The organism is Cytobacillus firmus, assembly GCF_023715565.1.
Classification (GTDB): domain Bacteria; phylum Bacillota; class Bacilli; order Bacillales; family Cytobacillaceae; genus Cytobacillus; species Cytobacillus firmus_C.
Genome location: NZ_JAMBOJ010000024.1, coordinates 45280 through 69879, shown reverse-complemented (window position 1 = coordinate 69879; position 24600 = coordinate 45280). Strand labels below are relative to the sequence as shown.

The window sequence follows — 24600 nt, the reverse complement described above, 5'->3', positions numbered from 1 at the left end:
TTTCCCATAGCGTCAAGCTAGTAAGATCCCTGAAAGATGATCAGGTTGATAGGTCAGAGGTGGAAGCGTGGCGACATGTGGAGCTGACTGATACTAATCGATCGAGGACTTAACCAAAACGAAAAGCAGAGGCGACTGTTCAACTTCGAGAGACGTTGGAGAGCCGGTCATTCAAATCCTGGTTTTGGGATTTGGAGGGACGGATCGAAACGGCTGAGAAGTTAGGAGCCGAAGCTAGACAAGTCATATTGGTGAATACTCGGCAAATTCTTCTTCATACATTATCTAGTTTTGAGGGAACGAAGTTTCTTCAACCAAATAGTCCGGTGGCGATAGCGAGAAGGTCACACCCGTTCCCATACCGAACACGGAAGTTAAGCTTCTCAGCGCCGATGGTAGTTGGGGGCTGTCCCCCTGTGAGAGTAGGACGCTGCCGGGCAATCCTTTTTACTTTAATATATTATCTGGCCCCTTGGTCAAGCGGTTAAGACACCGCCCTTTCACGGCGGTAACACGGGTTCGAATCCCGTAGGGGTCACCATTTTGGAGGATTAGCTCAGCTGGGAGAGCATCTGCCTTACAAGCAGAGGGTCGGCGGTTCGATCCCGTCATCCTCCACCATAACTTTAGTACGAGCCATTAGCTCAGTTGGTAGAGCATCTGACTTTTAATCAGAGGGTCGAAGGTTCGAGTCCTTCATGGCTCACCATTTTTAATTTCATAATGCGGGTGTGGCGGAATTGGCAGACGCACCAGACTTAGGATCTGGCGCCGCAAGGCGTGGGGGTTCGACTCCCTTCACCCGCACCATTTTTAAGCGGAAGTAGTTCAGTGGTAGAACATCACCTTGCCAAGGTGGGGGTCGCGGGTTCGAATCCCGTCTTCCGCTCCATTATTTTGCGCCCGTAGCTCAATTGGATAGAGCGTTTGACTACGGATCAAAAGGTTAGGGGTTCGACTCCTCTCGGGCGCGCCATAATACGGGGAGTAGCTCAGCTTGGTAGAGCACTTGGTTTGGGACCAAGGGGTCGCAGGTTCGAATCCTGTCTTCCCGACCAGTGACACTTCTTTTACGTGGGGCCTTAGCTCAGCTGGGAGAGCGCCTGCTTTGCACGCAGGAGGTCAGCGGTTCGATCCCGCTAGGCTCCACCATATATAATCATTTCGGCGGTGTAGCTCAGCTGGCTAGAGCGTACGGTTCATACCCGTGAGGTCGGGGGTTCGATCCCCTCCGCCGCTACCAATACGATTATTATTTACAACAACGGAGGAATACCCAAGTCCGGCTGAAGGGATCGGTCTTGAAAACCGACAGGCGGGTCAAACCGCGCAGGGGTTCGAATCCCCTTTCCTCCTCCATATTTTATCTTTAATAATATTATCGTGGGGTGGAGCACGACCGAGTAAGCTTCGAAGGAATTACTTCAGCGCACCGATTGAGTTGCTGCTTGAATAATCTTTCTGAAATCGGGGCGGTACTTCATTGATTAATCTGCGATGAAATGCCTGATGTGAGCATAGAAAAAACACATAAATAATATTATCGCGGGGTGGAGCAGTCCGGTAGCTCGTCGGGCTCATAACCCGAAGGTCGCAGGTTCAAATCCTGCCCCCGCAATCTGGTCCGGTAGTTCAGTTGGTTAGAATGCCTGCCTGTCACGCAGGAGGTCGCGGGTTCGAGTCCCGTCCGGACCGCCATTTTTACAAGAATGTGTTATTTAAGTAAAAATAATTTATAAGGCTCAGTAGCTCAGTCGGTAGAGCACGACCGAATAAGCTACCATGAATCACTTCAGCGTACCGATTGTCAAATCGGGACGAAGGACGAAGCCAAACAGTATTTAGGAAAAATAATTTATAAGGCTCAGTAGCTCAGTCGGTAGAGCAAAGGACTGAAAATCCTTGTGTCGGCGGTTCGATTCCGTCCTGAGCCACCATTTTCTTAGTCTTTACAGACTTGGAGGGGTAGCGAAGTGGCTAAACGCGGCGGACTGTAAATCCGCTCCTTAGGGTTCGGCAGTTCGAATCTGCCCCCCTCCACCATTTACGTTTTATATAGGGGTATAGTTTAATGGTAAAACGAAGGTCTCCAAAACCTTTGATGTGGGTTCGATTCCTACTACCCCTGCCAGTAGGATAGTGGCGGTTGTGGCGAAGTGGTTAACGCATCGGATTGTGGCTCCGACACTCGTGGGTTCGATTCCCATCAATCGCCCCATTATTCTTTTTTTGCATTTGATTTTGGGCTATAGCCAAGCGGTAAGGCACCGGACTTTGACTCCGTCACTCGCAGGTTCGAATCCTGCTAGCCCAGCCATTTTTCAAGGCAGCATAGCCAAGTGGTAAGGCAGAGGTCTGCAAAACCTCCATCCCCGGTTCAAATCCGGGTGTTGCCTCCAAACCAAATTTATTTGCGGGTGTAGTTTAGTGGTAAAACCTCAGCCTTCCAAGCTGATGATGAGGGTTCGATTCCCTTCACCCGCTCCAAAATGAAATGCGTAGGCGACTGTTCGCAGGAGCCGAAGCTAGACACATATGGGCCTATAGCTCAGCTGGTTAGAGCGCACGCCTGATAAGCGTGAGGTCGATGGTTCGAGTCCATTTAGGCCCACCATTATACATACCATTATCAACTAATTCCAATCGGGATTAGTTTTTTTCTTTATGTGAACCTTCTTGAGTTTAGCATGGCCATCGTTTTTATTTGTTTTTTCTTCTAAATTTTTCACTCTCCTTTCGAGTTCTTTAATGCTATCATCTGATACTAATGAAAAAGAGAACGCACCTGCTGCCAATGAAAAAGCTTACAAAAACATTCCCAATAGTTCCCCCCTATCTTAAATTTTAATTAATCTGCCGGTTAGCTTAAAACCACACTTTTATCTTAGAATAAAACCCCAATTTATCTTTTTGGATAACTTAGTTTGATACTCTATCTGACCATTTACGTGATCACATACTGGTGAATTGCCTTATTGTGAACTATTTGTGAACCGTTATTCTTGCCAGAGCACCATTCGATGAAGAAAACCCTTGATACTACAGTGTTTTAGCCGAAATCACAACCTTATTGCCTTTGAGTGAATATGAAAAAAGTGTGATTCATTTCACTTTTATGAAAACCTTTCTCAACTATGATGTAAGTAAGAAAGTAAAGGAGCTGATGGAAGGTGGATACACAAAAAGTGGACCAAAGCAGTTCAAAAGAACAAAACTCACTAAAGGGTACGTTCTTTTCAGTTACAGTTGTAGGGCTTGGGATCTTTGTTACGTATTTAATCTTGTACGGCCTGTATATGGCCAGAATATAGGGGGGATAAACAATGATGCATCGTTCTGAAAAGGTATGGCTTATTTTGAGCTTTGGAATGATTATTGGATTCATGTTAATCGCGGGCTATCAGGCATTCGCTTTTGAAATGGGGCCGCCAAGTTATGGAGAGCGAATTGATCCTCAGAAAGTGGATGAAACAGCACCGTTTGATGAACCAGGAATTAAGAAGATCGGTGAGAATGAATATGAAGTAGTTATGACTCTTCAAGTGTTCAGTTTTACTCCAAGTGAGATAGAAGTGCCTGCAGGATCAACAGTTCATTTTACATTGACGTCAAAAGATGTCGTGCACGGGTTCCAGGTTGCCGAAACTAACTTAAATGCAATGGTTGTGCCTGGTTATGTACAAAAGATCACTCAGAAATTTGATAAGTCGGGCGAATATTTGGTTCTATGCAATGAGTACTGCGGTGCAGGTCATCAAATGATGAGCACGACCATTACAGTGAAATAAAGGGGGGATAGACAGTGGAAACAGTTATTAAACAATCAGGAAAAACACAAGTTTTTAAGGATAAAGCAAATAAAGTTATGGGGATTAGCCTCGAGGATGGAAAATTAACGAAATCATATTTATCTGTTGCTTTCTTGGCCATCCTTCTGGGAGGAATACTCGGACTGGTGCAAGGCCTGAACCGGGCTGGAATGCTCGAATTGCCTGCATGGCTAAATTATTATCAGGTTCTGACAGCTCATGGCCTTCTGCTGGTAGTCGTACTGTCAGCGTTCTTCACAATTGGATACTTCTATGCTGGGTTATCCCATACACTGGGCGGCCTGCTTCCTAAGGTCAGAAAGATGGCATGGATAGGCTTTTGGATGAAGATTTTCGGATTTGTCCTAGCGGTGATTCCGATTTTAATGAATGAAGCATCTGTTATGTATACTTTCTATCCGCCAATGGCTGCTTCGCCTATTTTCTATATCGGCTTAGTATTTATCGTATTGGGTGTATGGATGTGTGCCTTTGGTGCCTTTATCAATGTGGCCAGCTGGAGAAAGAGAAATCCTGGCAAGCATGTCCCGATTCTTTCTTTCTTTGCAACCGGCGTTTTTGTTCTCTTGTTCTTCGGAAGCTTACCTGTAGCAATCGAAGTATTTACTATAATTCCTTGGGCTTTTGGATGGGTTGAGACGATAAATGTTATGGTTGCGCGTACACTGTTCTGGGCGTTTGGCCATACGCTGGTTAACATCTGGTATCTAACAGCTGTATCTGCCTGGTATGTCATTGTGCCGAAGGTTATTGGCGGCCGAAGATGGAATGACCTCTTGACAAGGATAGTGGTTATTGCACTAGTAATCATGAATATTACCGGCGGCTTCCACCATCAAATTATTGACCCGGGTATTTCTGAACCTGTGAAATACATGCACGTGTTTATGAGTTTGGCCATTGGCTTCCCTTCATTAATGACTGCATATGCAATGTTTGCAGTCTTTGAACGCACAGCTAGAAGAAAAGGCGGAAAAGGACTTGTTGGCTGGTATAAGAAGCTTCCATGGGGAGACGTCAGATTCCTTGCACCATTTATCGCAATGGCTGCTTTTATCCCTGCAGGCGCCGGCGGTATTGCTCAAACTACAAACCAATTGAATCAGGTAGTTCATAACACGATGTGGGTCGTTGGCCATTTTCACTTAACACTTGGCATGTCAGTAGTTATGACGTTCTTTGGCCTAATCTATTGGCTCATTCCTTATGTATCTAAAAGAGTTCTGACACCGCAGATCAACAAGCTTGGGGTTATTCAAACAATTATATGGACGATCGGTATGATCATCATGTCAGGTGCGATGCACTGGGTGGGTCTGCTGGGATCTCCAAGAAGGACTTCCTATTCAACATATTTTGATAATGCAACTGCTCTAAGCTGGGATCCTTATCTATTCTTCCTGGCAATCGGTGGAACACTTCTAATGATTGGTGTCCTTATGCAGGTTTACGCAGTTTTCTATCTCATGTTCTTTGCACCAAAAGGAAACACAGAATTCCCTATTGCGGAAGTGGAAGAGGATGAAGCGCCAACACCTAGATGGACAGAACGCTGGGGATTGTGGGTTGTGTGTATGATTGTCCTTGTCGGCATGGCATATGTCATTCCATTGGTCGATTTCATGGTCAATGCGCCTCCAGGTTCACCTCCATTCAAAACCTGGTAAGGTATGAGAGATAGCTCGGCAGCTGGGCTGTCTCTTTCTTTTAAAAGGACGTGATGAATCATGTTTCAAAAAAATAGAACGGCTTTATCCAGCTTGCTGGTACTGATGTTTGGCATAATCCTTTTTTACAATGGCACAGATGGGTTTCAGGCTTTTACTGCTGAAACAGCCAGGGTTAATCAGTTAATGGCTGAAAAGCCTCAGTTCCCGGATATAACACTTGAAGACAATAGTGGAAGGACCTACTCTTTCTCGGAATTTGATGGGAAGTATGTTTTTATTACTTTTTTATATACTTCATGCGGTACGGTTTGCCCCGAACTTGAAGTTAATATGTCTGAAGTATATAAAAGGATTCCGAAAGAGTATATTGGTCACGACATTCAATTCCTTAGCATCAGCTTTGATCCGGAGAGGGATGATCCCCAAACATTGGATACTTACCGAAAGGCTTTCGGCAGTGACGGAGAAACGTGGAGAATGGCGAGGATTCCCGAACAGCAGGAACTTGACTCTTTGCTGGAGCGGTTTGGCGTTATTGTCATACCGGATGAATACGGCAACTTTGCCCATAACTCGGCTTTTTATCTGGTGAACCCCAAAGGACAGTTAATCGAAGTCATGGACTACACCTTGATTGAAAAAGCGGCTGATCGGGTAACGGAGATTCTGCACAGCGGGAGGGAAGAATGATGAAGTCACCAGTTTACGGGTTGCTTCTGCTTTTTGCATTGATGCTCCCGCCAGTAGCTAATTTGCTGGAGTCTATTATGATTACGCATATGCATATGCAAATGCCGCTGCTCATAATCTCTGGATTGTTTATGGCGAAGTTCTTTCAGCATCGTTTTCCGGAGTTTTTCTCAAAATGGAATGAAAACGGAGTACCGGGACTATTGCTGTTTTCCATTATTATGGTGTATTGGTCTCTGCCAAGGACGATGGATGAAGCATTGACGCTTACAAGTGTAGAAATCTTTAAGTTTATCTCACTGCCATTTTTGGCTGGGGTGCCATTGCGGGACAGCTGGCCAAAGCTAAGTTCATTTTGGAAGCATGCACTCATTATTTTCTTTACCATTCTCTTTTTAGCTCTGGGATGGCTATATATATGGTCCCCTGTACAGCTTTGCAATAACTATCTGATTATCGAGCAGATTACGCTCGGCTGGGGTTTTATCTCAACCGCGTTTGCGATGGTGGTTTACTTGATTTATAGCTATTTTGTGGATTTATCAAAATATGAGTAAAAGAAGGACTGCTGCCGTCGTGGGAGCAGTTTTTACATTTTAGGATGTTTTTATAGCCAGTTTGCAGAATAAAAATATGGAATTACAGGTGAATATCATTAATATATTTGAGAAGGAGTGAGCAATTAAGGAGGGAAAGACATGTCAGATCCAATAGTCGCTAGATCGTTGGACGAAATTAAGTTTTGGTCCAGAATCATGAAAGAACATGCCTTATTTTTAAGTTTGGGTTTTACATATGAACAGAAACAGCTAATTACCGAAGCACAGCAGTTTATTGCATTGTTTGAAAGAATTGAGGAAAAGCTGGCCAGGTTTAATGTAAATTCGGAACTTAACCAAGTGCAAAATTTTAATAACGAGGTTTATCAGGCTGCTGCCGCAATCTGGAGTTATAAAAGAAAAGTATTGGGTCTGACATTAAGGTGCGAAATCCGTTCAAATAATTACCCTTTATTGATTGACCATATCAGCAGAGAAGCAGCTTATTTTGCTAATCGCTTAAAAGAGCTTAATTCAGGGGTGCTTGCTCCAAAGCCTGAAGCCATTATAGAGGAGAATGTATTTTTCCTGAAGATTATGGCTGATCATGCTAAGTTTATCGGCCATCTATTAGACCCATCTGAAAGAAAGCTGGTTGAACAGGCCAGGGAGTTCAGCCATGATTTCGATCAATTGCTATTCCAGGCTGTGGATCTGGAATCTATGCAGCCGCAATCTGAAACGAAACCGATTCTGAGCCAATTCTTAAACCAGAATAAAGTATCGGTTGCTTCATTAAGAGATTTTAAGAAAACTGCCAGAGAATTAATAGAGGCATGCCGGATCAAAAGCAATATTCATCCTCTTCTGGCTGACCATACATTTAGGGAAGCAGAGCGGTTTTTGGAAATAATCGATATGTTTGAGGCGAATCTCAAGAGGGCTTCGATTTGATTAGAAGGATGTTCAAATTCTATTTCCATTCTTTTTACACATTAAGGTGATGCAAATCAAGCCAGCCTTTTACGGGATGGCTTGATTTTTCATTGGTGCAACTTAATTGCACTTTGCTTATTTATTTAATAAAAGACAAAAAGATTGCTCTAGACCCACCCGAATGCCGCTTGGTAATATAATCAAGGGTAATATAGGAGGCTAGGGCATGGAAGAAGAAAAGTATCGAAACCTTAAGTTGGGTGAGCGTGCTGCGGTTATTAGCATTGCGGCTTATATATGTCTTTCTATACTAAAATTAACAATTGGATATGTGAGTAATTCTGCCGCTTTGAAAGCGGATGGATTGAATAATACGACGGATATTATTGCTTCAATTGCAGTGCTTATAGGTCTTAGGATTTCCCAGCGTCCTCCGGATAAAAATCATGGGTATGGTCACTGGAAGAGTGAAACCATTGCTTCTATGGTAGCTTCCTTTATTATGGCTGCTGTAGGTCTTCAGGTCCTGCTGAATGCTGTTTCATCCATGTTTGAAGGTGTTAATGAATCTCCTGATATTTTTGCGGCATATACGGGAGTTTTTTCTGCAGCTGCAATGTACTTTGTGTACCGCTACAACAGGAAATTAGCGAATAAAATTAACAGTAAGGCCGTAATGGCAGCTGCAAAGGACAATATTTCAGACGCCTGGGTGAGTATAGGAACAGCAATCGGCATATTTGGGTCACAGCTGAACATGCCATGGCTTGATCCTTTAACAGCCATTATTGTCGGGCTATTAATATGCAAAACGGCTTGGGATATTTTTGTACAAGCTTCCCATGAGCTTTCAGACGGATTTGATGAAGAAAAGATTAAAGAATATCAGGATGCCATCAAAAAAGTAAACGGGGTTAAAGGAATAAAAGATATTAAAGGTAGAAGCTACGGCAATAATGAAGTTATCGATGTAGTTATCTTAGTTAATTCCACACTTGATATTAAGGAAGCCCATGATATTGCGACACATGTGGAAAAAGTCATGATGCATGACCATGGTGTTTATGATGTGCATGTTCATGTGGAGCCAAATTGAGTCAAATGAAACTATCCAGAAATTAACTCTAATTAAAACGAATACGGTTCTTTTATTACTAAATCACGCGTATCCATAGAAAGAAGGAGGGGATGCGATGGAAGTGCAGCAGGCAAAGATGGAGAGCAATGGAATGGCTGTAGCTTCACTGGTTCTTGGCATATGCGGGATTGTATTAGGACTGATACCGTTTATTGGATGGTTTCTTCTGCCAGCCTGGATCCTGGCCATTATTTTTGGTGCAGTGGGGCTGAAAAAGGGTCAGAGCAAAGGGATGTGCTGGACGGGACTTATACTTGGAATTGGAACATTTATATACAAGTTCGGCTTTTGGATACTGGTTGCCATCGGGTCAGCATCAGGAAGCGTATAGAAAGGACAGCGCAAGCTGTTCTTTTTCGTGAATAACTTTTGGTCTCTAAACTGCTCGTTCCAATTTCTGTGTATCGGTGCTTTGCGGGCATTTATGACTTATGCAAAAAGAAAGAAGTATAAAGTTTTAGGGAACCTAGTGAATTGGAGGTTCCCATTATTATTAATAAAATCAAGATTTACAAATCTTCCTTAACTGAACACTTTATCCAATTCCCTAAACATATCATAGGCATTGACCAGATGTTCAGGTACAATACCCCTCCCATAATCCCAGGAGTTTCTTTCTATTTCTGCCATGAGCTGTTCTTTCTCATCATCTTCTCCGTACATAAGCGTTCTGATGTCATGTTTGTTTTTCTTGAAATCCAGATAATAGCCGATCTCATGGTAAAGCATTAATTTTACCAGGTTCTCATTTGTCTCTTTTATTTTAAAATTAATTTTAGCTATGTAGCCGTTCACCTTCAGGTAGTTAAATTTTATTGTATTCGTTGAGACATTGTAGCTCATAGGTGAAGCGAGTGTATTGCTGAACTCGTAATTTATTTTGAGGCGTTGCTCGTTCAATGTATGTAAAATGATTTTTTCAATATCCCAGATATACAGCACTTTTCTTATCACTGTCCTTTCATTTTTTCTTGCCTTGATTATACAAGTCTAACAGTGGCGGTAACAGTGTTTTTCGCTACTTTAGGTCCATTTGGGCAGAAACTGTACATTATGAAAAACTGAGACTGAGGCAAAAGAAGGAGAGGAATCTGAAACTTCGCTGTTGCTTGATCCGTAGATATGGGTATTGACTAACTCTGATGGGGTGAAAAATTGGATAATAAAAAAGCAACCGTTGTTTCTGTTTCGATGATGAAGCTGCAGATTTATTTGTTTTTTGCAACGTTGGCACTTATAATTGGGGTCCTCTTTTTACATGCTGTGATTTATGGCGGCGGGGAAATGACTTTTGATCTTATGGGTATGCTATTATTTTTTGCTGGCATGGTCGTAATCGTTATTTTGCATGAAGCCATTCATTTGGCGGGTTTTCACTATATTGGCGGTGTTCCTTGGAAGGAAATGTCCTGGGGAGTCAACCTGAAAATGGGTATAGCTTATGCTCATGCCAAACAGCCTGTGACAGTTCAGCAGATGAAAAAGGTGTTATTGTTGCCATTTATTCCGACTGGCTTACTGCCGCTTATTCTGGGAGTTGTGTTTAACATGCCTGGATTATCGATCCTGGGAGCGATATTGACAGTTGGTTGTCTGGGAGATCTCATTTTGTATCAAAAGCTATTAAAATTTTCGAATGAGGCTCTTGTCATTGACCATCCGACTAAACCACAATTTATGGTTTATGAATAGCTAGCTTTTATATTTGCTGTCCCATCTAATAAATAGCTGCGTGAAATAGAAAGCAGCGAGGGCTGCCAGTGTTGATATGAGCAGGTTTCTCATGAAATCCAGACCATAAAGGCGGATCCCGATTAATTTAGAAGCAGTGGTGCACAATCTCCAGTTTTCATACACTATTGCTGTCTTATGGAATAATGGAAAGAAGACACCGAACAGCATGAGAAAATAAATATATTTTTTCATTAACCTATTCCTTTCATTTTTAATCCTATTGGAAGGATATGAGCAAGATCCTGCTATTAGTATCAATATGCAAAGAAAAAAGGACAGTCTCCGGGACTGTCCTTTTTAGTTCACTCTCTTTATGCGTCCATCAATCGCATAACTAAACGACTGCGGTAGCTGCTGAATATACCTCTCCAGTGCATCAATATCGTTGGGGCCGGTCACTCTATTTATACCATTTAGAAATACGGTGAAATTATCTCCTCCATTAGCGAGATAAGTGTTTACAGTGACCGAATAGGTCTTGTCCGGTTCGAGTTTTATACCGTCCATAAGGTATATATCCTTTACTTTTTCACCTATGGGCCTTCTGTCATCCCAAGTATAAGTGAGTCCTGATATCTGTAGAATTCTTGTTATATTCGGCTGCCATTGCTGATTAAGGACATCACGGATTTGGGTGCCTGTCAGATGCATTTTAACCAATTGATTACTGAAGGGAAGCGCGAAATATAAGTTTCCCCATGTAATACGGCCGGCGTCAATGTCTGCGCGGATTCCTCCTGGATTGATGAAAGCGAAATCTGTGGTCATCGCTGCCCGTTCTGAATCCGCAATAAGATTGCCCAGGGCGGACTCCCCGCTTCTGTTTCGGGCAGCTGTGATGGGTATAGCAGCAGTGCCAATATATCTGTTCACAGCAGGCTCTACTTTTCTTTCATATCGTTCGATCATTCTGGTTATGTCGCTTGCAGGCTGGATATTCTCTTGAAAAACATTCACAATTTCAGCATTCTTGCGGACAATATCCTTTGTCCTGGGATCTATTTCGATATCCACATCAGAAAAGGCGGTGCCATATGAATAGGCCTGGACCAACAGCTTCCCATCCACCACACTGTTCAGATAAGCATGACTGTGGCCTCCGAACATAATATCCACTTCGTCATCCACTTGATGGGCCAATTCTATTAGCTGCCCTGTGGCTAGTTCTCCTTTTTGATTTGATTTGCCAGGAACATGAGCCAGTACCACAATGGCTCTTATTCCTTGCTTTTTAAGTTCCCGGGTATACTTATTGATAGCTTCCGCTTCATCAGTGAAGGTAAGACCCTTCACACTATTTAGTGCGGATAAACTTGGTGCTTGTTTCATGATCACCCCGATAAACCCTATTGGGACCCCGCTCACATTTAATATTTTATATGGGGGGAGAAGGTGCTTGCCTGACTTATGACTGGTAACATTGGCTGCAATCCATGGAAAGCGGGAACCAGGGTAATTCTTTACGACTGAAGGGCTTCCGCCATTTAGTAAGCGAAGCAGTTCATCCAGGCCTCTGTCGAATTCATGGTTACCGATGGTGCCAATATCAAACCCCATCTTATTCAAAAACTCAATGGTCGGTTCATCCATCAGGAGGGAAGATAAAGGAGGACTGGCTCCTATCATGTCTCCAGTATGAAGCAGGATGGTATTTTCATTTTCTGCGGCACGGTGGCGCAAATACGCAGCGAGATAATCTGCACGTCCTGCTGGTCTGCCGTTAATCTGCCGGGTTACATTCAGCTGGCCATGGAAATCGTTGATTCCAAGCAGTTGTATCTTCTTGTAGGGCCCATCTGAGCGATCTTCAATATGGCCATGATAATCCTCAGAGAGGCCTTGCTGATCCCAGATATGTTTCTCTAATACTTGGCTGCTGTAAGGATTCAATCCGATGAAACTGATTAATATGAGGGAGATCAATGATTTCATAGAATGCCTCCTAAGTTTAGGTCAGCCATAGTATTTGTTAAATGAATAAAGCTTACCACTAGTTTTAATATTGATACGCGTTTTGTCTATTTGGATAAAAATTCAACTGATATTTATACCAGGTGTAAATATTAAATGCCTTACAAATGAGTTAATATTATATAAATTCAGAAAATATTAAGTGAGGGGGGCTCCCTATCTTATCTTCAGAAGTTAGATCAATAGGGTTTCCAATAATGGATAAAGAGGAAGGTGAAAAAAGAGACTTCCTTCCATCTTTTTTTAAAAATTTTCATTCATCAAATGTGCAGGTTTTTCTTGAAATAGGCTATGGCAAAAAGCTGGGATACTCAGAGGAAGATTATCTGAGAGTTAACAGTGATCTAAAGTTTGTGGATCGGAACACAGTCTTTAAACAGAATCTAATTGTTGTTATCCGGGTTCCTGAAATTGAGTCGTTGGAACTGATGAATCCTTCCTCAGGGCTACTATCCATGCTTCATTATGAGACAAGGCCAGCTTTACTTGAGAAATTAAAAGAAAACCATATTAATAGTTTTTCTTTAGATTCCATTGTGGATGATTTCTATAGACGCTTAGTTGTCTCGTATGAAATGACGGCTTTAGGGGGAGTTCATACTGCCTTTAATGAGCTCAAGAAGAATGCTGCTCAATTTAAGGGAAAAGCTCTTAAAGTGTCTATTCTTGGGATGGGCAATTTAGGATTTCAGGCGGCAAGGTATTCTTTTCAGGAGTATACCAATCAAGGGTTTGAGGCAGCGGGGGCAAAAGGTGTAACCATTGAGTTTTTAGAAAAAGAAGTTACAAAATTTCCTGATTCGATAAAAGAAATTCTTGGAAAGACTGATTTGTTAATCGATGCAACGAGAAGGCCGGATGCTAAATTGGTTATTATTCCAAATGAATGGCTTGAAGTGCTTCCAGAGAGTGCTGTGGTCTTGGACTTAACAGCAGATCCATATGAAATTCAAAAAGATGGAATTCAACAAAAAGCTATTGAAGGACTGCCGCATGGAAATATCGACAAATTTATTTTCCAGCCGGATGAAATAGAATGGGAAAAAAAAATACCTTCAGTCATCAATACTGCTAATAGAAGGACAGCTATTAGCTGCAATGCTTGGCCAAGTGTTATGGCAAAGGAATGCATGGAGGTGTATGGAGAGAAAATCTGGCCGTTCATAAATGTACTATTGAATAAAGGGTGTAACCCCCAAGCAAATTCTGATGATAAGATAGAAAGGGCATTAGCCAGGGCAACCATCAGCTACTTTGAAGAACATGTAATGGTTTCAAGATAGCGGTCTGATAGAAGGAAATAATCCTTCTATCAGGATTTTATTGGCTGTCAGTGTCTTTATCCAGCATGTTATGAATAATTAAAGCAAGTTCCAGCTCGATCCGGTCATGAAAATTGGAAATTTTGCGCTGTGTGATCGTCTCAATTTTTTTAATCCGGTATTTTAACGTATGCCGATGGATAAATAACTTTTGAGAGGATTCGTTTATTTTCAGATCCTCCAAGTAAACTCTTAATGTTTCCAGTAATTCCTTATCATTAATAAGATCATTGAGGACATTTTTGTGAAAGTTATTAATTAGCTGCTTATCCTGGAGCAGAGGGAGCAACAGTTTATATAATCCTAAATCCTTATGGTGTATGCATTTGTTATTTTTCCAGACGGAATCAATTATGAACAGAGATTCCTGGGCCTCCTTGTAGGAGAAACGATATTCGCTGTAGTCATTATAGTAATTCCCGATCCCAATCGAAAGGGTAGTATCGTACAAAGACTGAACCTCAAACTGAACAGCAGTAAGGACATCGGTAATATTCACTTTGATGGACGCTTCCCTGGTGATGAGAATAACAAAGTGGCCATTTAACTTTTTAAATAAAGTTTTAAAAGCATTGTCCTGGAGTCTCTTCATAAGGAGCTGCTGAAGCTTTCTATCAATCCTTGCACTTTCTTTGGAAGAAAGTTGATCATATTCATCTAATTTAATGATAGCGACACATGTGTCATGAGAACCGATTTTATACCCCAATGCCTCACCTTTTGAATAAATTGTAAGCTCATCTGTGTAATTGCCTGTCAGGACAAGCTCAAGAAAATCTGATTTCAGCTGATTATCTTTTTCTTCAAGGCTTGAAAGTTTAATAAACTCCAAAGCTGATATTGTTGAAGCATGCTGGACAGCGATTTCTTCTAGATCATTGAAGGCGTCAGCTTTTACTCCAACAATATAACCGAATATATCATTTTTGGAATTAACAGGCACAATCAGAACAGAATTATGTTCAAATTCTAATTTTGCAGAGGTTCTTAAAGGTGAATTGTCTTCTTGTTCCCTATATTGGTATAGAATTTCGCGACAGAAGTTATCTGGTAAATTCAATTTGGGATCAGAAGAAATGACAGAACAAAGTTCATTCATGTGTATATCGAAAATACTGATATGTCCTTTAATTAAAGTGCCCATAGCCTTTGCGATCGGCAGCAGCCCTTGGTTATTTACAGCGATATCAGTAAATTTGCGATACATTTCTTCTGAAAAGTGAATTTCTTCAAATTGTTTATTTAGGATATGTTTATGGACTACCTTTGTGATTTCTGAAAAAGAAACAGTTTTGGGGAGTTCTAGAATAGGAAAGTTGTAATGATTGCTTTGAACAGCCATTTCGTGAGGGATTTCCTCCAAATAATACCCGGTTTGAATAATGATTCCAGAGACGCCCTGATCATGCAGCTTCTTGATTAAATTCTTTTTCATTTCTTCATTGGAAGATAAATCAAAGGCAGTCGTTAAAAGAACTTCCCCCCTCTCAAGCTTGTCTATATCATCAAGCAGTTCGAGGATGGTCAGCCATCTGACAGGTTTGCTTAATCCTTTATTGCCTGATATAAGATTGGAGCTGTTGAGTATTGGAAGCGCTAACATCTCTCGTAAGTTTATCACACGAAGGTACCTCCAATCAGATTTGCAGTTTAGGTTATTATTAGAATACATTATAGGGTAATACTCATTCGAAAGGAAGGTGAAACTTTTGGATTATAGTAAAATTACAATCATCGGAGCAGGTCATGGAGGGTATGCTGCAGCCGGCGATTTAAAGCTAAAAGGCTTTGATGTTACTATCTATGAGCTTCCAGAGTATCAGTCAAATCTCTTTCCGCTGATAGAATCCGGAAAAATAAAAATGACTGGTGAAATTTCAGGGATAGCTCATGCACCTGATATCGAAACCAATTTACAAAAGGCTGTTACTGCTGCAGATATAATCCTTGTAATCTCGCATTCTGCTTCACATGAAAGAATTGCAGAGATGATATCGCCTTATATCAGAGATAATCAAATCATCGTGCTTATTCCGGGATACACAGGTGGAAGCCTTTGCTTTAATAAGATATTTAAAGAACAAGGGGTAAAGGCCCGTTATATATTAGCGGAAACGAACACGCTTCCTTATGCCTGCCGAAAGATGAATGGAGAGTCAGCAGTCCATATTAAATTATATGTGAAGCAAATTTGGGCTTCGGCCTTTCCATCAGCACAAAACTCTGTATTTGTTGATGCATTTAGTAAGCTTTACCCAAAGGTGAAGCCTGCTGAAAATGTCCTGGAAGTTGGTTTTCATAATGGAAATCCTGTGTTGAACGTTCTTCCATGTCTGTTTAATGCGGGCACAATTGAACGGGCAAAGGGAGAGTATTATCACTTTCAAGAGGGGGTAACTTCAAGAATTGCCGGTGTACTTGAAAAACTTGATGAAGAGAGAATCAGAGTAGGAAAGTCTCTTGGACTTAATGTAATTCCATACTTGGAACGGGTAATGAATACAGGTTATGTCACTTCAAATTCAAACTGGCATGAAATGATTTCTACTAGTCCGCATCTTACAGCCAAAGGTCCGGAAGAATTGGATCATCGTTATCTGACAGAGGATGTACCCTATGGATTGGTCCCTTGGTTTGAATTAGCCAAAAAAACAGGAGTCGATGTAAGGTTAACAGAATCGAGCATTACAATGGCCTCCTATTTATTAGGTCAGGACTTCCTGGAAAGTGGAAGAACTTTGAAATCCATGGGGATTCACGATATGACCATTGGCCAATTAAATACTTATTTGAAAGAGGGGGATGGTCTTTTTATACATTTGGATAAATAAACATTCGGTTTTTTAGGGAAATGTTGATGGTTTGATTTATCTGAAAATTCTATAATTAGTTCAAGAAATGAAATTTGGAAAAGGGGAAATGATAAATGCTAATTAAAAAGAGTAGGTTATTATCAATCTTATTGCTGGCATTAATGGTTATTTTAGCGGGATGCGGTTCAGACTCGAGTTCCGGAAAAGCTGAGGGCTCCGGAAATATGGTAGAAAAAATCAAGGAAAAAGAAATCTTAACTGTTGCTATGGGCGGGAAGTATCCTCCATTCAACTATATCAACGATAAAAATGAATTAGACGGTTTTGATGTTGATATCTCTAAAGAGATTGCAAAACGGCTGGGGGTAGAGTTTAAACCTGTGACAACCGAGTGGGATGCCATTATCACGGGCTTATTAACTAAGAAATATGACATTATCCTAGGGAGTTTATCCATTACAGATGAAAGAAAGGAAAAAGTGGATTTTGTCCATTACTACACGTCTGGAGGGGCAATCATTGTTCCGGAAAACTCAAAAATCAATAAAGGTAAAGATCTTGATGGTGTAACTGTTGGTGTAGGACTAGGCACAACCTTTGAAGAAAAGGCTATTGAATTAGGAGCAGATGTGAAAACCTATAGTGCCGGAGCAGATGCCTTTACTGATATGGGCAATGGCCGTCTTGAGGCAGTTATTTCGGACAAGCTTATGTCTGCTTATGCGATAAAAACAAAAGGATACCCATACAAAATTGCCGATGAAAGTCTTTTTGTAGATGAGGTTGGCATCGCAATCAGAAAGGATAATCCTGAGTTAACAGAAGAAATCCAAAAAATTATTGACGAAATGAAAGAAGATGGAACCTACACAGAAATCAGTGAAAAATGGTTTGGAATTGATATACGGTAATCATTATTCATATCCGCTAAGAATAAACACAGATTATTTTAACAGCAGGATTGGGGGAAAATTATGACTTTCGACTTTTCATTAGTAGCTAAATATATACCATTTTTATTGGAAGCAACCCTTTTAACAATTGAAATATCTGCGCTGGCTATTATAGCTTCAATTATCATTGGAGGAATTTCAGCGCTTATGAAAATATCAAAATATAAAGTTCTTCAAAAAATTTCCGATGGCTATATCGCTTTTATTCGCGGAGTTCCGTTGCTTGTCCAGTTATATCTTGTTTACTATGTATTGCCTGAATTAGGTTTAAGCTTAAGTGCTTTCTCCGCCTCGGTACTGGGGCTTGGCATATACGCAGGTTCCTATGTTTCTGAAATTTTCCGTGGGAGCATCTCATCTATTCCTTTTGGTCAGATGGAAGCTGCAAGGTCACTTGGAATGAGTTACTTTATGGCAATGAAAAAAGTTATCATGCCTCAGGCTTTACGGGTGAGCTTACCTCCATTGGGCAATCAGTTTATTATTACATTGAAAAATTCATCCCTGTGTTCTGTTATCACAGCAAATGAGCTAATGCATAGTACTGAAAGGTTCGCCAGTGTTAACTTTGCGTTCCTTGAGTTCTTTGTGGTCACATCCATCATTTATTTTACAATGACTTATTCACTTTCCAAACTTCTTGGTGTAATGGAGCGAAAACTATCGGTCGGTGAAAGGAGGAGTGCTGCATGAATGCATTAGCAAACCAAGCAGGGGCTAAGGAAACTGTTCCTTCTGAGGCATTAATTAAGATAAATAATTTGCGGAAGAGCTTTGGAGATCTCGAGGTCCTGAAGGATGTATCTCTTGAAGTCAATAAAGGAGAAGTAGTAGTCATAATTGGCTCAAGCGGATCCGGGAAAAGTACTTTGCTTCGATGCATTAATTTACTTGAAATTCCAACGGATGGAGCGATTTTCCTCAATGATACTCAAGTAAACAGCGATAAAACAGATATCAATAAGATCAGGCAGGAAATCGGAATGGTATTCCAGCAATTTAATCTTTTTCCCCATATGACTGTTCTTGAGAACTTAATGTGCGCACCCATTAACGTGGCCAAACGGGATAAGGATGAAGTAAAGGAGTATTCCCAGAGTTTATTGGAAAAAGTGGGTTTACTTGAAAAGAAGGACGTTTATCCTCAAATGCTCTCCGGTGGCCAGCAGCAGAGGGTGGCAATTGCCCGTGCTCTTGCCGTAAAACCCAAGGTTATGCTGTTTGATGAACCAACTTCTGCTCTTGATCCGGAATTGATCGGAGAGGTTTTACAGGTTATGAAAAGCCTGGCTAACGAGGGAATGACTATGATTTGTGTAACACATGAAATGGGTTTTGCCAGAGAAGTAGCAGACCGTATTTGCTTTATGGAACAAGGAAAGCTGGCATTACAGGGGACACCGAAAGAAATCTTTGAAAACAAAGAAAACGAAAGGCTCCGCTCTTTCCTGAATGCTCTTTCTTAGGAGGTTTAGTATACGTGAATATTTGTCTGGGAAATAAGTTTGAAGTTGACAAATATAACGACCGAATTGTCAGTTATATTGTTAAGGCAGATGAGTCTAGTGTGAAGCATATATCTTCCTTGGAAAAAGAATACTATCCAAGCAAAGTAATCGTATATACTTTGCCTGAACATGCGGGACGATTTAGAGAAAATGGATATATTATGGAAGGCAAGATAAGCGGTTTTTTCCACGGGAAGGATGGGCAAATCTTTGCAAAATATCCGAAATCAACTAGGAAGGAAAGCTCTGCCTTTGATGAGAACCAGGGAATTCTAAAAGCGGCTGTTAGTGACAGTAAGGAGATTTCAAAGGTTATTTTAAAAGAGGACTTTGAAATGATTGAAGTTACTGAGAAAGATGCAGATGAATTGGCTGCCTTGTACAAAAAGGTATTTAAATATTATCCAACAGATGTTCATGATCCAGACTATTTAAAGCAAGTGATGGGCAAAGATTACTTTTTTACAGCAATCAGGCATAATGGGAAAATCGTATCTGCAGCTTCGGCTATGGTCATGGAGGAATTTAACTGTGCAGAGGTTACCGATTGTGCAACAGATCCAGACTTCCGCGGCAACCGCTTAATATATTCTATTATTCTTGAATTGGAAAAAAGGCTAAAAGAAAATGGAGTTCAAACGTTATTTTCGTTAACCAGGGCACAATCTCATGGAATGAACTTGACCGTTAAGCGGCTTGGATACCAATATGAGGGTACACTCGTTAACAACTGTGTTATTTCCTCAGGCTATGAGGATATGAATATTTGGACAAAAAGTTTTTAATAGAAAAGGGCCAGGCAATTCACTGCAATTGCCTGGCCCTATTTTAATTCTGATAATATTGCTCAAGCTTATAAGCTGCAAAGGCAATCTGTAATTTCAGCCTTTCATCTGCTGAATTTAAATCATAGCCGCTTCGGGTTTGAATAAGGTTTAATCGGTATTTAAGCGTGTGGCGGTGGATAAATAGTTCTTCTGATGTACTTTGTAAATTAAGGTTATTTTTAAAATAGGCTTCCAGCGTTTCAATGAGATTGATTCCTTGCTTGCTTTTCTTCAGCAGTTCCCCAATATGCTCCTCGTAAAAATCCTTAAGGCTCAATCCCATTTCCTTCATCTGGATCAGGAGATGAAATGTGCCCAAATCATCGTAATGGATGATATATTTGGGGCATAAAAGAAGATGGGCCAGGTCCGCTGCATAATTTGCTTCGGCTGCACTATGGCTCAATTGATTGATATCCGAGTAAGATTTACCCACTCCAATCACCAGGGGGATGTCGGGATTTTTAATTCTCCACCTGTTAAGAAGCAGTTCTGCAGCCTCAAGGCTGTCCTGCTTCAAGTTTTTTTTGTCTTCTTGCCTTACTTCAAAAAGAATGATTAAACCATCCAGTCGTTCGCGGACAATAAATTGCCGTCCGAGTTTTTCCAATGTCATAACAGCGTGGCTATATAGAGAATCCATGCTTTTCCTGTGTTCAAGGCTATCCAGGAATTTACCTATTTTAATATGCAGAACTGCCTGGTTAATGGATAAGTCATACCCTAATTTTTTTCCGCGTTCAAGAGCGATGGAAGAGGTTTGAAAGTTTTTATTAATTAATTCTTCTAAAAATTCTCCGCGAAGCCTAATTTGCGTCTGCATGACTGCATCTTCCTTTAAATATTCGATGGCATAGACAGTTGCAGCATGCTCAATGGCATTAAGATGCAATTCTTGCCATTCTTCAAGTTCCTTGAAAGCGATTAGACAGCCATACTCTTTTTCATTTGCAATAATCGGATAAAAAAGGACCTTAAAATCTTCATAATCTAATTCGATAGGCTTCCTTTTTTCCTGACAATCCGAAGAAAGTTCCTGATACGGCAAGTCGCTTTTTTTGACGGATAATTTATCTCCGTCAAATTTCAGGTCATTATGGGCTTTAACAAAATAAGTGACTTCGCTAGCTTCATTCATAACAAATATCGAAGATCCGGTCAGCTCTGAAAGGGTATCGGAAATGATATTTTGCCCCTTATTTTGCAGAACCAGCTGTGTTAATTTCTTATGGGTATCCAGGGAAAAAGAGATCATTTCCATTTGTTTATTCAGGATTTGCTCTAGGATGCTTTTTGTGATGATGGAAAAATTGATTTCCGTTGGCAGTTCAATTAACGGCAAATCGTTTTCATTTGCGATATCTATAAAAGACTGAGGAATGTAGTCTAAGTAAAAACCTGTATATATAGCTGCCCCGGAAAGTTTCTTCATTGACAGGAGCCGTTCGAATTCTCTGCTGTTATCCTTTAGTCCATAGCCGGTCGTAATGAGGAATTCCCCTTCTTGGAGACGATTGATATCTTCAATGACTTCAACAATAGTGACCCATTTAATGATATTCGTAACACCATTATACCCCGCAGCAAGTTTTGTATTTTTCATTACCGGAAGATTCAGTGCCTCATAGATGCTGATACTCAAGACAACCATTCCTTTACCATATTATGTTTAGTGTGTTTTGTACAATTAAAATCCTTTTAATGTAAAAATTGATAGCTCGGTAAATGGCTTTTGATAAATAGGATTGAAAGGTTAGATGGCCGCAAGTGTTAAATTTATTTTATTGTACTGATTGTATAATAAAACAGCTTAAATTTATATGGGTTTGGAGAATATAAAATGTCTGAATTTTGAATTAAGATATGGATAAATAACATTTGGCCTAACTGTTAAACCAACAAAAGGAGAATGCAGTATGAAACGTTCATTTCTAATTAAACCGGTGCATAGGGCTGAATACCCTAAAGCTGTGTATGGGCAGGGTGTCTATCTTTATGATGATCAAGGTAAGCAATATTTGGACGGGTCATCTGGCGCTGTGACAGCGAGCATTGGCCATGCGGTTGAGGAAGTTGTTGAAGCCATGTACAAACAGGCGCAAAAGGTATCGTTTGTTTATCGTTCACAAATGACATCGGAACCTGCAGAGAAACTTGCAGAAAAACTGAATGAACTGGCCTTTGGAAACGAGGAAAATTATAGCTCTTTTTTTGTAAACAGCGGGTCGGAAGCAACGGAAACAGCCATGAAAATAGCCATCCAGCACTGGCAGGAGAAGGGTGAATACCGTAGAAACAGAGTGATTTCACGCTGGACGAGCTATCACGGAATAACCATGGGGGCTTTATCGCTTTCCGGCCATGCTGAAAGACGGAAAAGATTCCATTCGCTGCTTGATGAGAATCCTGCCGTTTCAGCCCCTAATTGCTACCGGTGTCCATTTAATGAAATGTACCCGGGGTGCCAGATGTCCTGCGCAACAGAACTGCACACGGCAATTCAACGGTATGGAGCGGAAAGTATTGCGGCTTTTATTGCAGAGCCCATTGTCGGTGCTTCTGGCGGAGTGATAGTCCCACCAGAAGGCTATTACCAAAGAATAAAAGAAATCTGTGATTTTCATAATATATTATTTATTGCTGATGAGGTTATGACAGGCATAGGGCGGACAGGGAAAATGTTTGCGATGGAGCATTGGGGAGTAAAACCTGACATCATCACGCTTGGGAAAGGTATGAGTGCCGGGTATACACCAATGGCGGCCACCCTTGTCAGTGATAAGGTAATGGAACCGATTATACAGGGGTCCGGCTCGATTATGAGCGGACATACCTATAGTGCAAATCCACAGTCTGCAGCTGTTTCACTGGCCGTTTTGAATTATATAGAAAAGCACGGATTAGTCGAAAAAGGTGCAGAAAATGGTGTGTATTTATTGGATCAGCTTAGGAATAGGCAGAGGAATTTTCCGTTTATCGGCGAGATAAGGGGCAAAGGGTTAATGGTCGGGATTGAATTTGTCTCAGATGTATTTACTAAGTTTCCCTTCAGTAAAGAGTTATCTCTTACCAACATGATTGTAAATAAAGCCCGGGATAAGGGGCTGCTTATTTATCCTTCTTCAGCTGGAATAGAGGGGGGAGATGGAGACGCTGTTATTATATCTCCGCCTCTGACCATCCAAAGGCATGAAATAGATAAGCTGATTGATATTTTCTTTGAAACTATGACCGAAATTCAGAATGAAGTGAACTTAAATAGATATAAAGCACTTTAGGAAGGGTGGAAAACGATGAAGAAAACTATAAGGAATGCCGGCAAAGTCGGTACATTGAAAGAAGCCCTTTCCCGCATCCATGATCAAAGTATTTTAATGTATGGAGGATTCGGGGGAGTTGGCAACCCGCCGACACTCATCCAGGGAATCTATGAAAAAGGGGTGAAGGAACTGACTTTGATTGGAAACGATGCTGGTTTTCCTGAAATTGGTATTGGGAAATTAGTCAGCAGAAGACGGGCGAAGAAATTAATAGCATCGCATATTGGATCAAATCCGGCTGCGGGCCAGCTTATGGCTACAGGAGAAATGGATGTAGAGTTTTCACCTCAGGGAATTCTGGCTGAGAGAATCCGCGCGGGCGGAGTCGGGATTGAAGGAATTCTTACAGATATCGGTCTTGGAAGCATGGTTGAGGAAGGGAAACAAAAGGTTACTGTAAATGAGAAGGAATTTTTATTAGAATTGCCGCTGAAAGCGGATGTATCCATTGTTCATGCGAAAAAGGCCGATATTTATGGCAACCTGATTTATGACAAAAGTGCCAGAAATACGAACCCTTTGGTGGCGATGGCTGGAGAGTTCACCATTGCGGAGGCTGATGAGATAGTCGGCCCTGGTGAGCTGGATCCCGAGTGTATCGTCACACCGGGCGTGTTTGTTGATTTGGTGATTCCAAGTGAAGGAGTGAATTGGAAGTGGGCGTGGGAGTAGATGTGAGGAACCAGATTGCAAGACGGGCAGCGAACGAAATAAAGGATGGAATGATTGTGAATTTAGGGATTGGCATTCCATCACTTGTTTCCAATCATATCCCGGAAGAGATTCATGTCATGTTTCATGCGGAAAATGGAATTCTCGGAATGGGGGAGTCTCCTGAAAAGGGCTTTGAAGATGAAATGCTCTGCAATGCAGGAGGCTTCCCTGTCACATTAGTTCCAGGTGCTTCTTATTTTGACAGTGCAACTGCTTTTGGTATTATTCGATCCGGCTACTTGGATATCACGATACTTGGCGGATTGGAAGTCGATGAGCAGGGGGATCTGGCCAATTGGATTGTACCGGGCAAAAGGGTCCCGGGAATCGGCGGTGCCATGGAGCTGGCGAATAAAGCAAAAAAAGTGATCGTGGTTATGAACCATATCAATAAAAATGGCGACCCGAAAATTCTTAAGAAATGCAGCCTGCCTTTAACAGCAAAGAAATGTGTCAATTTAATCATCACAGACATGGCGGTCATTGAAGTAACAGAAGAAGGCCTTCTTTTAAAAGAAGTAATGAGCCCTTACACAGTTAAAGAAGTACTTGAAAATACTGAAGCAGAACTCCAGGTTTCAGATGATTTGGCAATTTTTATTTAACTTTTCAAGAGGAGTGAGAAGGAGTGACTG

At 41.2% G+C, this 24600-nt stretch carries 24 protein-coding genes, 20 tRNA genes and 2 rRNA genes; 40 read left to right on the top strand and 6 right to left on the bottom strand.

All coding sequences use genetic code 11. The annotated features are described in order from the left end of the window. From M3205_RS11780 to M3205_RS11675, 22 genes are all read left to right on the top strand, one after another. Positions 1-117, top strand: a 23S ribosomal RNA gene (locus M3205_RS11780); the annotation flags it as partial. A 205-nt stretch (positions 118-322) separates the two neighbouring features. After that, positions 323-439, top strand: a 5S ribosomal RNA gene (gene rrf / locus M3205_RS11775). Positions 440-466: 27 nt separating this feature from the next. Continuing rightward, positions 467-541: transfer RNA gene (locus M3205_RS11770), tRNA-Glu, on the top strand. Positions 542-545: 4 nt separating this feature from the next. Further along, a tRNA-Val gene (locus M3205_RS11765) sits at positions 546-621 on the top strand. Between the two features lie 12 nt (positions 622-633). Then, a tRNA-Lys gene (locus tag M3205_RS11760) sits at positions 634-709 on the top strand. A gap of 16 nt (positions 710-725) precedes the next feature. Then, positions 726-810 (top strand) — tRNA-Leu (locus tag M3205_RS11755). A 7-nt stretch (positions 811-817) separates the two neighbouring features. Beyond that, positions 818-892, top strand: a tRNA-Gly gene (locus M3205_RS11750). Between the two features lie 7 nt (positions 893-899). Next, positions 900-976, top strand: a tRNA-Arg gene (locus M3205_RS11745). A gap of 5 nt (positions 977-981) precedes the next feature. Beyond that, positions 982-1058: transfer RNA gene (locus tag M3205_RS11740), tRNA-Pro, on the top strand. Between the two features lie 18 nt (positions 1059-1076). Next, positions 1077-1152, top strand: a tRNA-Ala gene (locus M3205_RS11735). 14 nt (positions 1153-1166) lie between these two features. Next, a tRNA-Met gene (locus M3205_RS11730) sits at positions 1167-1243 on the top strand. A 23-nt stretch (positions 1244-1266) separates the two neighbouring features. Continuing rightward, a tRNA-Ser gene (locus M3205_RS11725) sits at positions 1267-1359 on the top strand. Positions 1360-1544: 185 nt separating this feature from the next. Further along, positions 1545-1618 (top strand) — tRNA-Met (locus M3205_RS11720). 3 nt (positions 1619-1621) lie between these two features. Then, positions 1622-1698 (top strand) — tRNA-Asp (locus tag M3205_RS11715). 163 nt (positions 1699-1861) lie between these two features. Continuing rightward, a tRNA-Phe gene (locus M3205_RS11710) sits at positions 1862-1937 on the top strand. Between the two features lie 22 nt (positions 1938-1959). Continuing rightward, positions 1960-2043: transfer RNA gene (locus M3205_RS11705), tRNA-Tyr, on the top strand. A 14-nt stretch (positions 2044-2057) separates the two neighbouring features. Beyond that, positions 2058-2131: transfer RNA gene (locus M3205_RS11700), tRNA-Trp, on the top strand. An 11-nt stretch (positions 2132-2142) separates the two neighbouring features. Continuing rightward, positions 2143-2218, top strand: a tRNA-His gene (locus M3205_RS11695). Positions 2219-2242: 24 nt separating this feature from the next. Then, positions 2243-2317 (top strand) — tRNA-Gln (locus tag M3205_RS11690). Between the two features lie 8 nt (positions 2318-2325). Continuing rightward, positions 2326-2399: transfer RNA gene (locus M3205_RS11685), tRNA-Cys, on the top strand. Between the two features lie 14 nt (positions 2400-2413). Further along, positions 2414-2487 (top strand) — tRNA-Gly (locus M3205_RS11680). A 50-nt stretch (positions 2488-2537) separates the two neighbouring features. Further along, a tRNA-Ile gene (locus M3205_RS11675) sits at positions 2538-2614 on the top strand. Between the two features lie 19 nt (positions 2615-2633). On the opposite strand, the gene M3205_RS11670 is transcribed toward M3205_RS11675, so the two are convergent. Next, entirely contained in the window at positions 2634-2795 is a 162-nt protein-coding gene (locus M3205_RS11670) for a hypothetical protein (RefSeq protein WP_251170075.1), read from the bottom strand. A gap of 375 nt (positions 2796-3170) precedes the next feature. Here M3205_RS11670 and M3205_RS11665 point away from each other — a divergent pair, with 375 nt between their 5' ends. From M3205_RS11665 to M3205_RS11630, 8 genes are all read left to right on the top strand, one after another. Continuing rightward, complete coding sequence (locus M3205_RS11665) at positions 3171-3311, top strand: cytochrome c oxidase subunit 2A (protein ID WP_251170074.1); 141 nt, start codon at positions 3171-3173, stop codon at positions 3309-3311. Between the two features lie 12 nt (positions 3312-3323). Then, positions 3324-3788 (top strand): cytochrome c oxidase subunit II, encoded by a 465-nt coding sequence (locus tag M3205_RS11660; RefSeq protein ID WP_251170073.1) that lies wholly within the window; start codon positions 3324-3326, stop codon positions 3786-3788. Positions 3789-3802: 14 nt separating this feature from the next. Beyond that, complete coding sequence (locus M3205_RS11655; RefSeq protein ID WP_251170072.1) at positions 3803-5497, top strand: cbb3-type cytochrome c oxidase subunit I; 1695 nt, start codon at positions 3803-3805, stop codon at positions 5495-5497. A gap of 60 nt (positions 5498-5557) precedes the next feature. Continuing rightward, on the top strand, positions 5558-6190 hold the full coding sequence (locus M3205_RS11650) for an SCO family protein (protein ID WP_251170071.1): 633 nt from the start codon (positions 5558-5560) through the stop codon (positions 6188-6190). Further along, positions 6187-6747 carry a hypothetical protein gene (locus M3205_RS11645; RefSeq protein WP_251170070.1) on the top strand — a complete coding sequence of 187 codons (561 nt, stop codon included), beginning with the start codon at positions 6187-6189 and terminating at the stop codon, positions 6745-6747. The genes M3205_RS11650 and M3205_RS11645 overlap by 4 nt, the downstream gene beginning before the upstream one ends. A gap of 141 nt (positions 6748-6888) precedes the next feature. Next, positions 6889-7683 carry a DUF2935 domain-containing protein gene (locus M3205_RS11640; protein ID WP_251170069.1) on the top strand — a complete coding sequence of 265 codons (795 nt, stop codon included), beginning with the start codon at positions 6889-6891 and terminating at the stop codon, positions 7681-7683. A 208-nt stretch (positions 7684-7891) separates the two neighbouring features. Further along, positions 7892-8761 (top strand): cation diffusion facilitator family transporter, encoded by an 870-nt coding sequence (locus M3205_RS11635; RefSeq protein WP_251170068.1) that lies wholly within the window; start codon positions 7892-7894, stop codon positions 8759-8761. Between the two features lie 97 nt (positions 8762-8858). Then, complete coding sequence (locus M3205_RS11630; protein ID WP_251170067.1) at positions 8859-9134, top strand: hypothetical protein; 276 nt, start codon at positions 8859-8861, stop codon at positions 9132-9134. A 191-nt stretch (positions 9135-9325) separates the two neighbouring features. Here the strand turns inward: M3205_RS11630 and M3205_RS11625 are convergent, their stop codons facing one another. Next, the gene (locus M3205_RS11625; protein WP_285886267.1) at positions 9326-9703 is read right to left on the bottom strand and encodes a hypothetical protein; all 378 of its coding nucleotides are present in this window, start codon (positions 9701-9703) and stop codon (positions 9326-9328) included. Between the two features lie 255 nt (positions 9704-9958). Here M3205_RS11625 and M3205_RS11620 point away from each other — a divergent pair, with 255 nt between their 5' ends. After that, positions 9959-10495: a DUF3267 domain-containing protein gene (locus M3205_RS11620; RefSeq protein WP_251170066.1), complete on the top strand. Its 537-nt coding sequence runs from the start codon at positions 9959-9961 to the stop codon at positions 10493-10495. On the opposite strand, the gene M3205_RS11615 is transcribed toward M3205_RS11620, so the two are convergent. Both M3205_RS11615 and M3205_RS11610 read right to left on the bottom strand, forming a co-directional pair. After that, a complete protein-coding gene (locus M3205_RS11615) occupies positions 10496-10729 on the bottom strand; it encodes a hypothetical protein (protein ID WP_251170065.1) in 234 nt (77 codons plus the stop codon). A gap of 105 nt (positions 10730-10834) precedes the next feature. Next, positions 10835-12469 carry a bifunctional metallophosphatase/5'-nucleotidase gene (locus tag M3205_RS11610; RefSeq protein WP_251170064.1) on the bottom strand — a complete coding sequence of 545 codons (1635 nt, stop codon included), beginning with the start codon at positions 12467-12469 and terminating at the stop codon, positions 10835-10837. A 236-nt stretch (positions 12470-12705) separates the two neighbouring features. On the opposite strand from M3205_RS11610, the gene M3205_RS11605 reads away from it, so the two are divergent. Further along, positions 12706-13791 (top strand): Rossmann-fold NAD(P)-binding domain-containing protein, encoded by a 1086-nt coding sequence (locus tag M3205_RS11605; RefSeq protein WP_251170063.1) that lies wholly within the window; start codon positions 12706-12708, stop codon positions 13789-13791. Between the two features lie 37 nt (positions 13792-13828). On the opposite strand, the gene M3205_RS11600 is transcribed toward M3205_RS11605, so the two are convergent. Then, positions 13829-15451, bottom strand: coding sequence for a PucR family transcriptional regulator (locus M3205_RS11600; RefSeq protein ID WP_251170062.1), 1623 nt, complete (start codon positions 15449-15451; stop codon positions 13829-13831). 88 nt (positions 15452-15539) lie between these two features. On the opposite strand from M3205_RS11600, the gene M3205_RS11595 reads away from it, so the two are divergent. The 5 genes from M3205_RS11595 to ablB all read left to right on the top strand — a co-directional run bounded on the left by M3205_RS11595 (position 15540) and on the right by ablB (position 19889). Beyond that, positions 15540-16661 carry an NAD/NADP octopine/nopaline dehydrogenase family protein gene (locus tag M3205_RS11595; protein WP_251170061.1) on the top strand — a complete coding sequence of 374 codons (1122 nt, stop codon included), beginning with the start codon at positions 15540-15542 and terminating at the stop codon, positions 16659-16661. Positions 16662-16756: 95 nt separating this feature from the next. Beyond that, positions 16757-17554: a transporter substrate-binding domain-containing protein gene (locus M3205_RS11590; protein ID WP_251170060.1), complete on the top strand. Its 798-nt coding sequence runs from the start codon at positions 16757-16759 to the stop codon at positions 17552-17554. A gap of 63 nt (positions 17555-17617) precedes the next feature. Further along, a complete protein-coding gene (locus M3205_RS11585) occupies positions 17618-18289 on the top strand; it encodes an amino acid ABC transporter permease (RefSeq protein ID WP_251170059.1) in 672 nt (223 codons plus the stop codon). After that, complete coding sequence (locus M3205_RS11580; protein ID WP_251170058.1) at positions 18286-19062, top strand: amino acid ABC transporter ATP-binding protein; 777 nt, start codon at positions 18286-18288, stop codon at positions 19060-19062. Before M3205_RS11585 ends, M3205_RS11580 begins: the two co-directional genes overlap by 4 nt. Before the next feature lie 14 nt (positions 19063-19076). Beyond that, on the top strand, positions 19077-19889 hold the full coding sequence (gene ablB / locus M3205_RS11575; RefSeq protein ID WP_251170057.1) for a putative beta-lysine N-acetyltransferase: 813 nt from the start codon (positions 19077-19079) through the stop codon (positions 19887-19889). A 43-nt stretch (positions 19890-19932) separates the two neighbouring features. Here ablB and M3205_RS11570 read toward each other — a convergent pair whose 3' ends face one another. Then, on the bottom strand, positions 19933-21573 hold the full coding sequence (locus tag M3205_RS11570; RefSeq protein WP_251170056.1) for a PucR family transcriptional regulator: 1641 nt from the start codon (positions 21571-21573) through the stop codon (positions 19933-19935). 274 nt (positions 21574-21847) lie between these two features. Between M3205_RS11570 and M3205_RS11565 the strand changes: the two genes are divergently transcribed. The 3 genes from M3205_RS11565 to M3205_RS11555 are packed head-to-tail and all read left to right on the top strand — an operon-like array spanning position 21848 to position 24570. Continuing rightward, positions 21848-23209, top strand: a complete 1362-nt coding sequence (locus tag M3205_RS11565; RefSeq protein ID WP_251170055.1) for an aspartate aminotransferase family protein — start codon at positions 21848-21850, stop codon at positions 23207-23209. Positions 23210-23224: 15 nt separating this feature from the next. Beyond that, on the top strand, positions 23225-23923 hold the full coding sequence (locus tag M3205_RS11560) for a CoA transferase subunit A (RefSeq protein ID WP_251170054.1): 699 nt from the start codon (positions 23225-23227) through the stop codon (positions 23921-23923). Beyond that, positions 23908-24570, top strand: a complete 663-nt coding sequence (locus M3205_RS11555) for a 3-oxoacid CoA-transferase subunit B (protein WP_251170053.1) — start codon at positions 23908-23910, stop codon at positions 24568-24570. The genes M3205_RS11560 and M3205_RS11555 overlap by 16 nt, the downstream gene beginning before the upstream one ends. Positions 24571-24600: the final 30 nt, after the last annotated feature.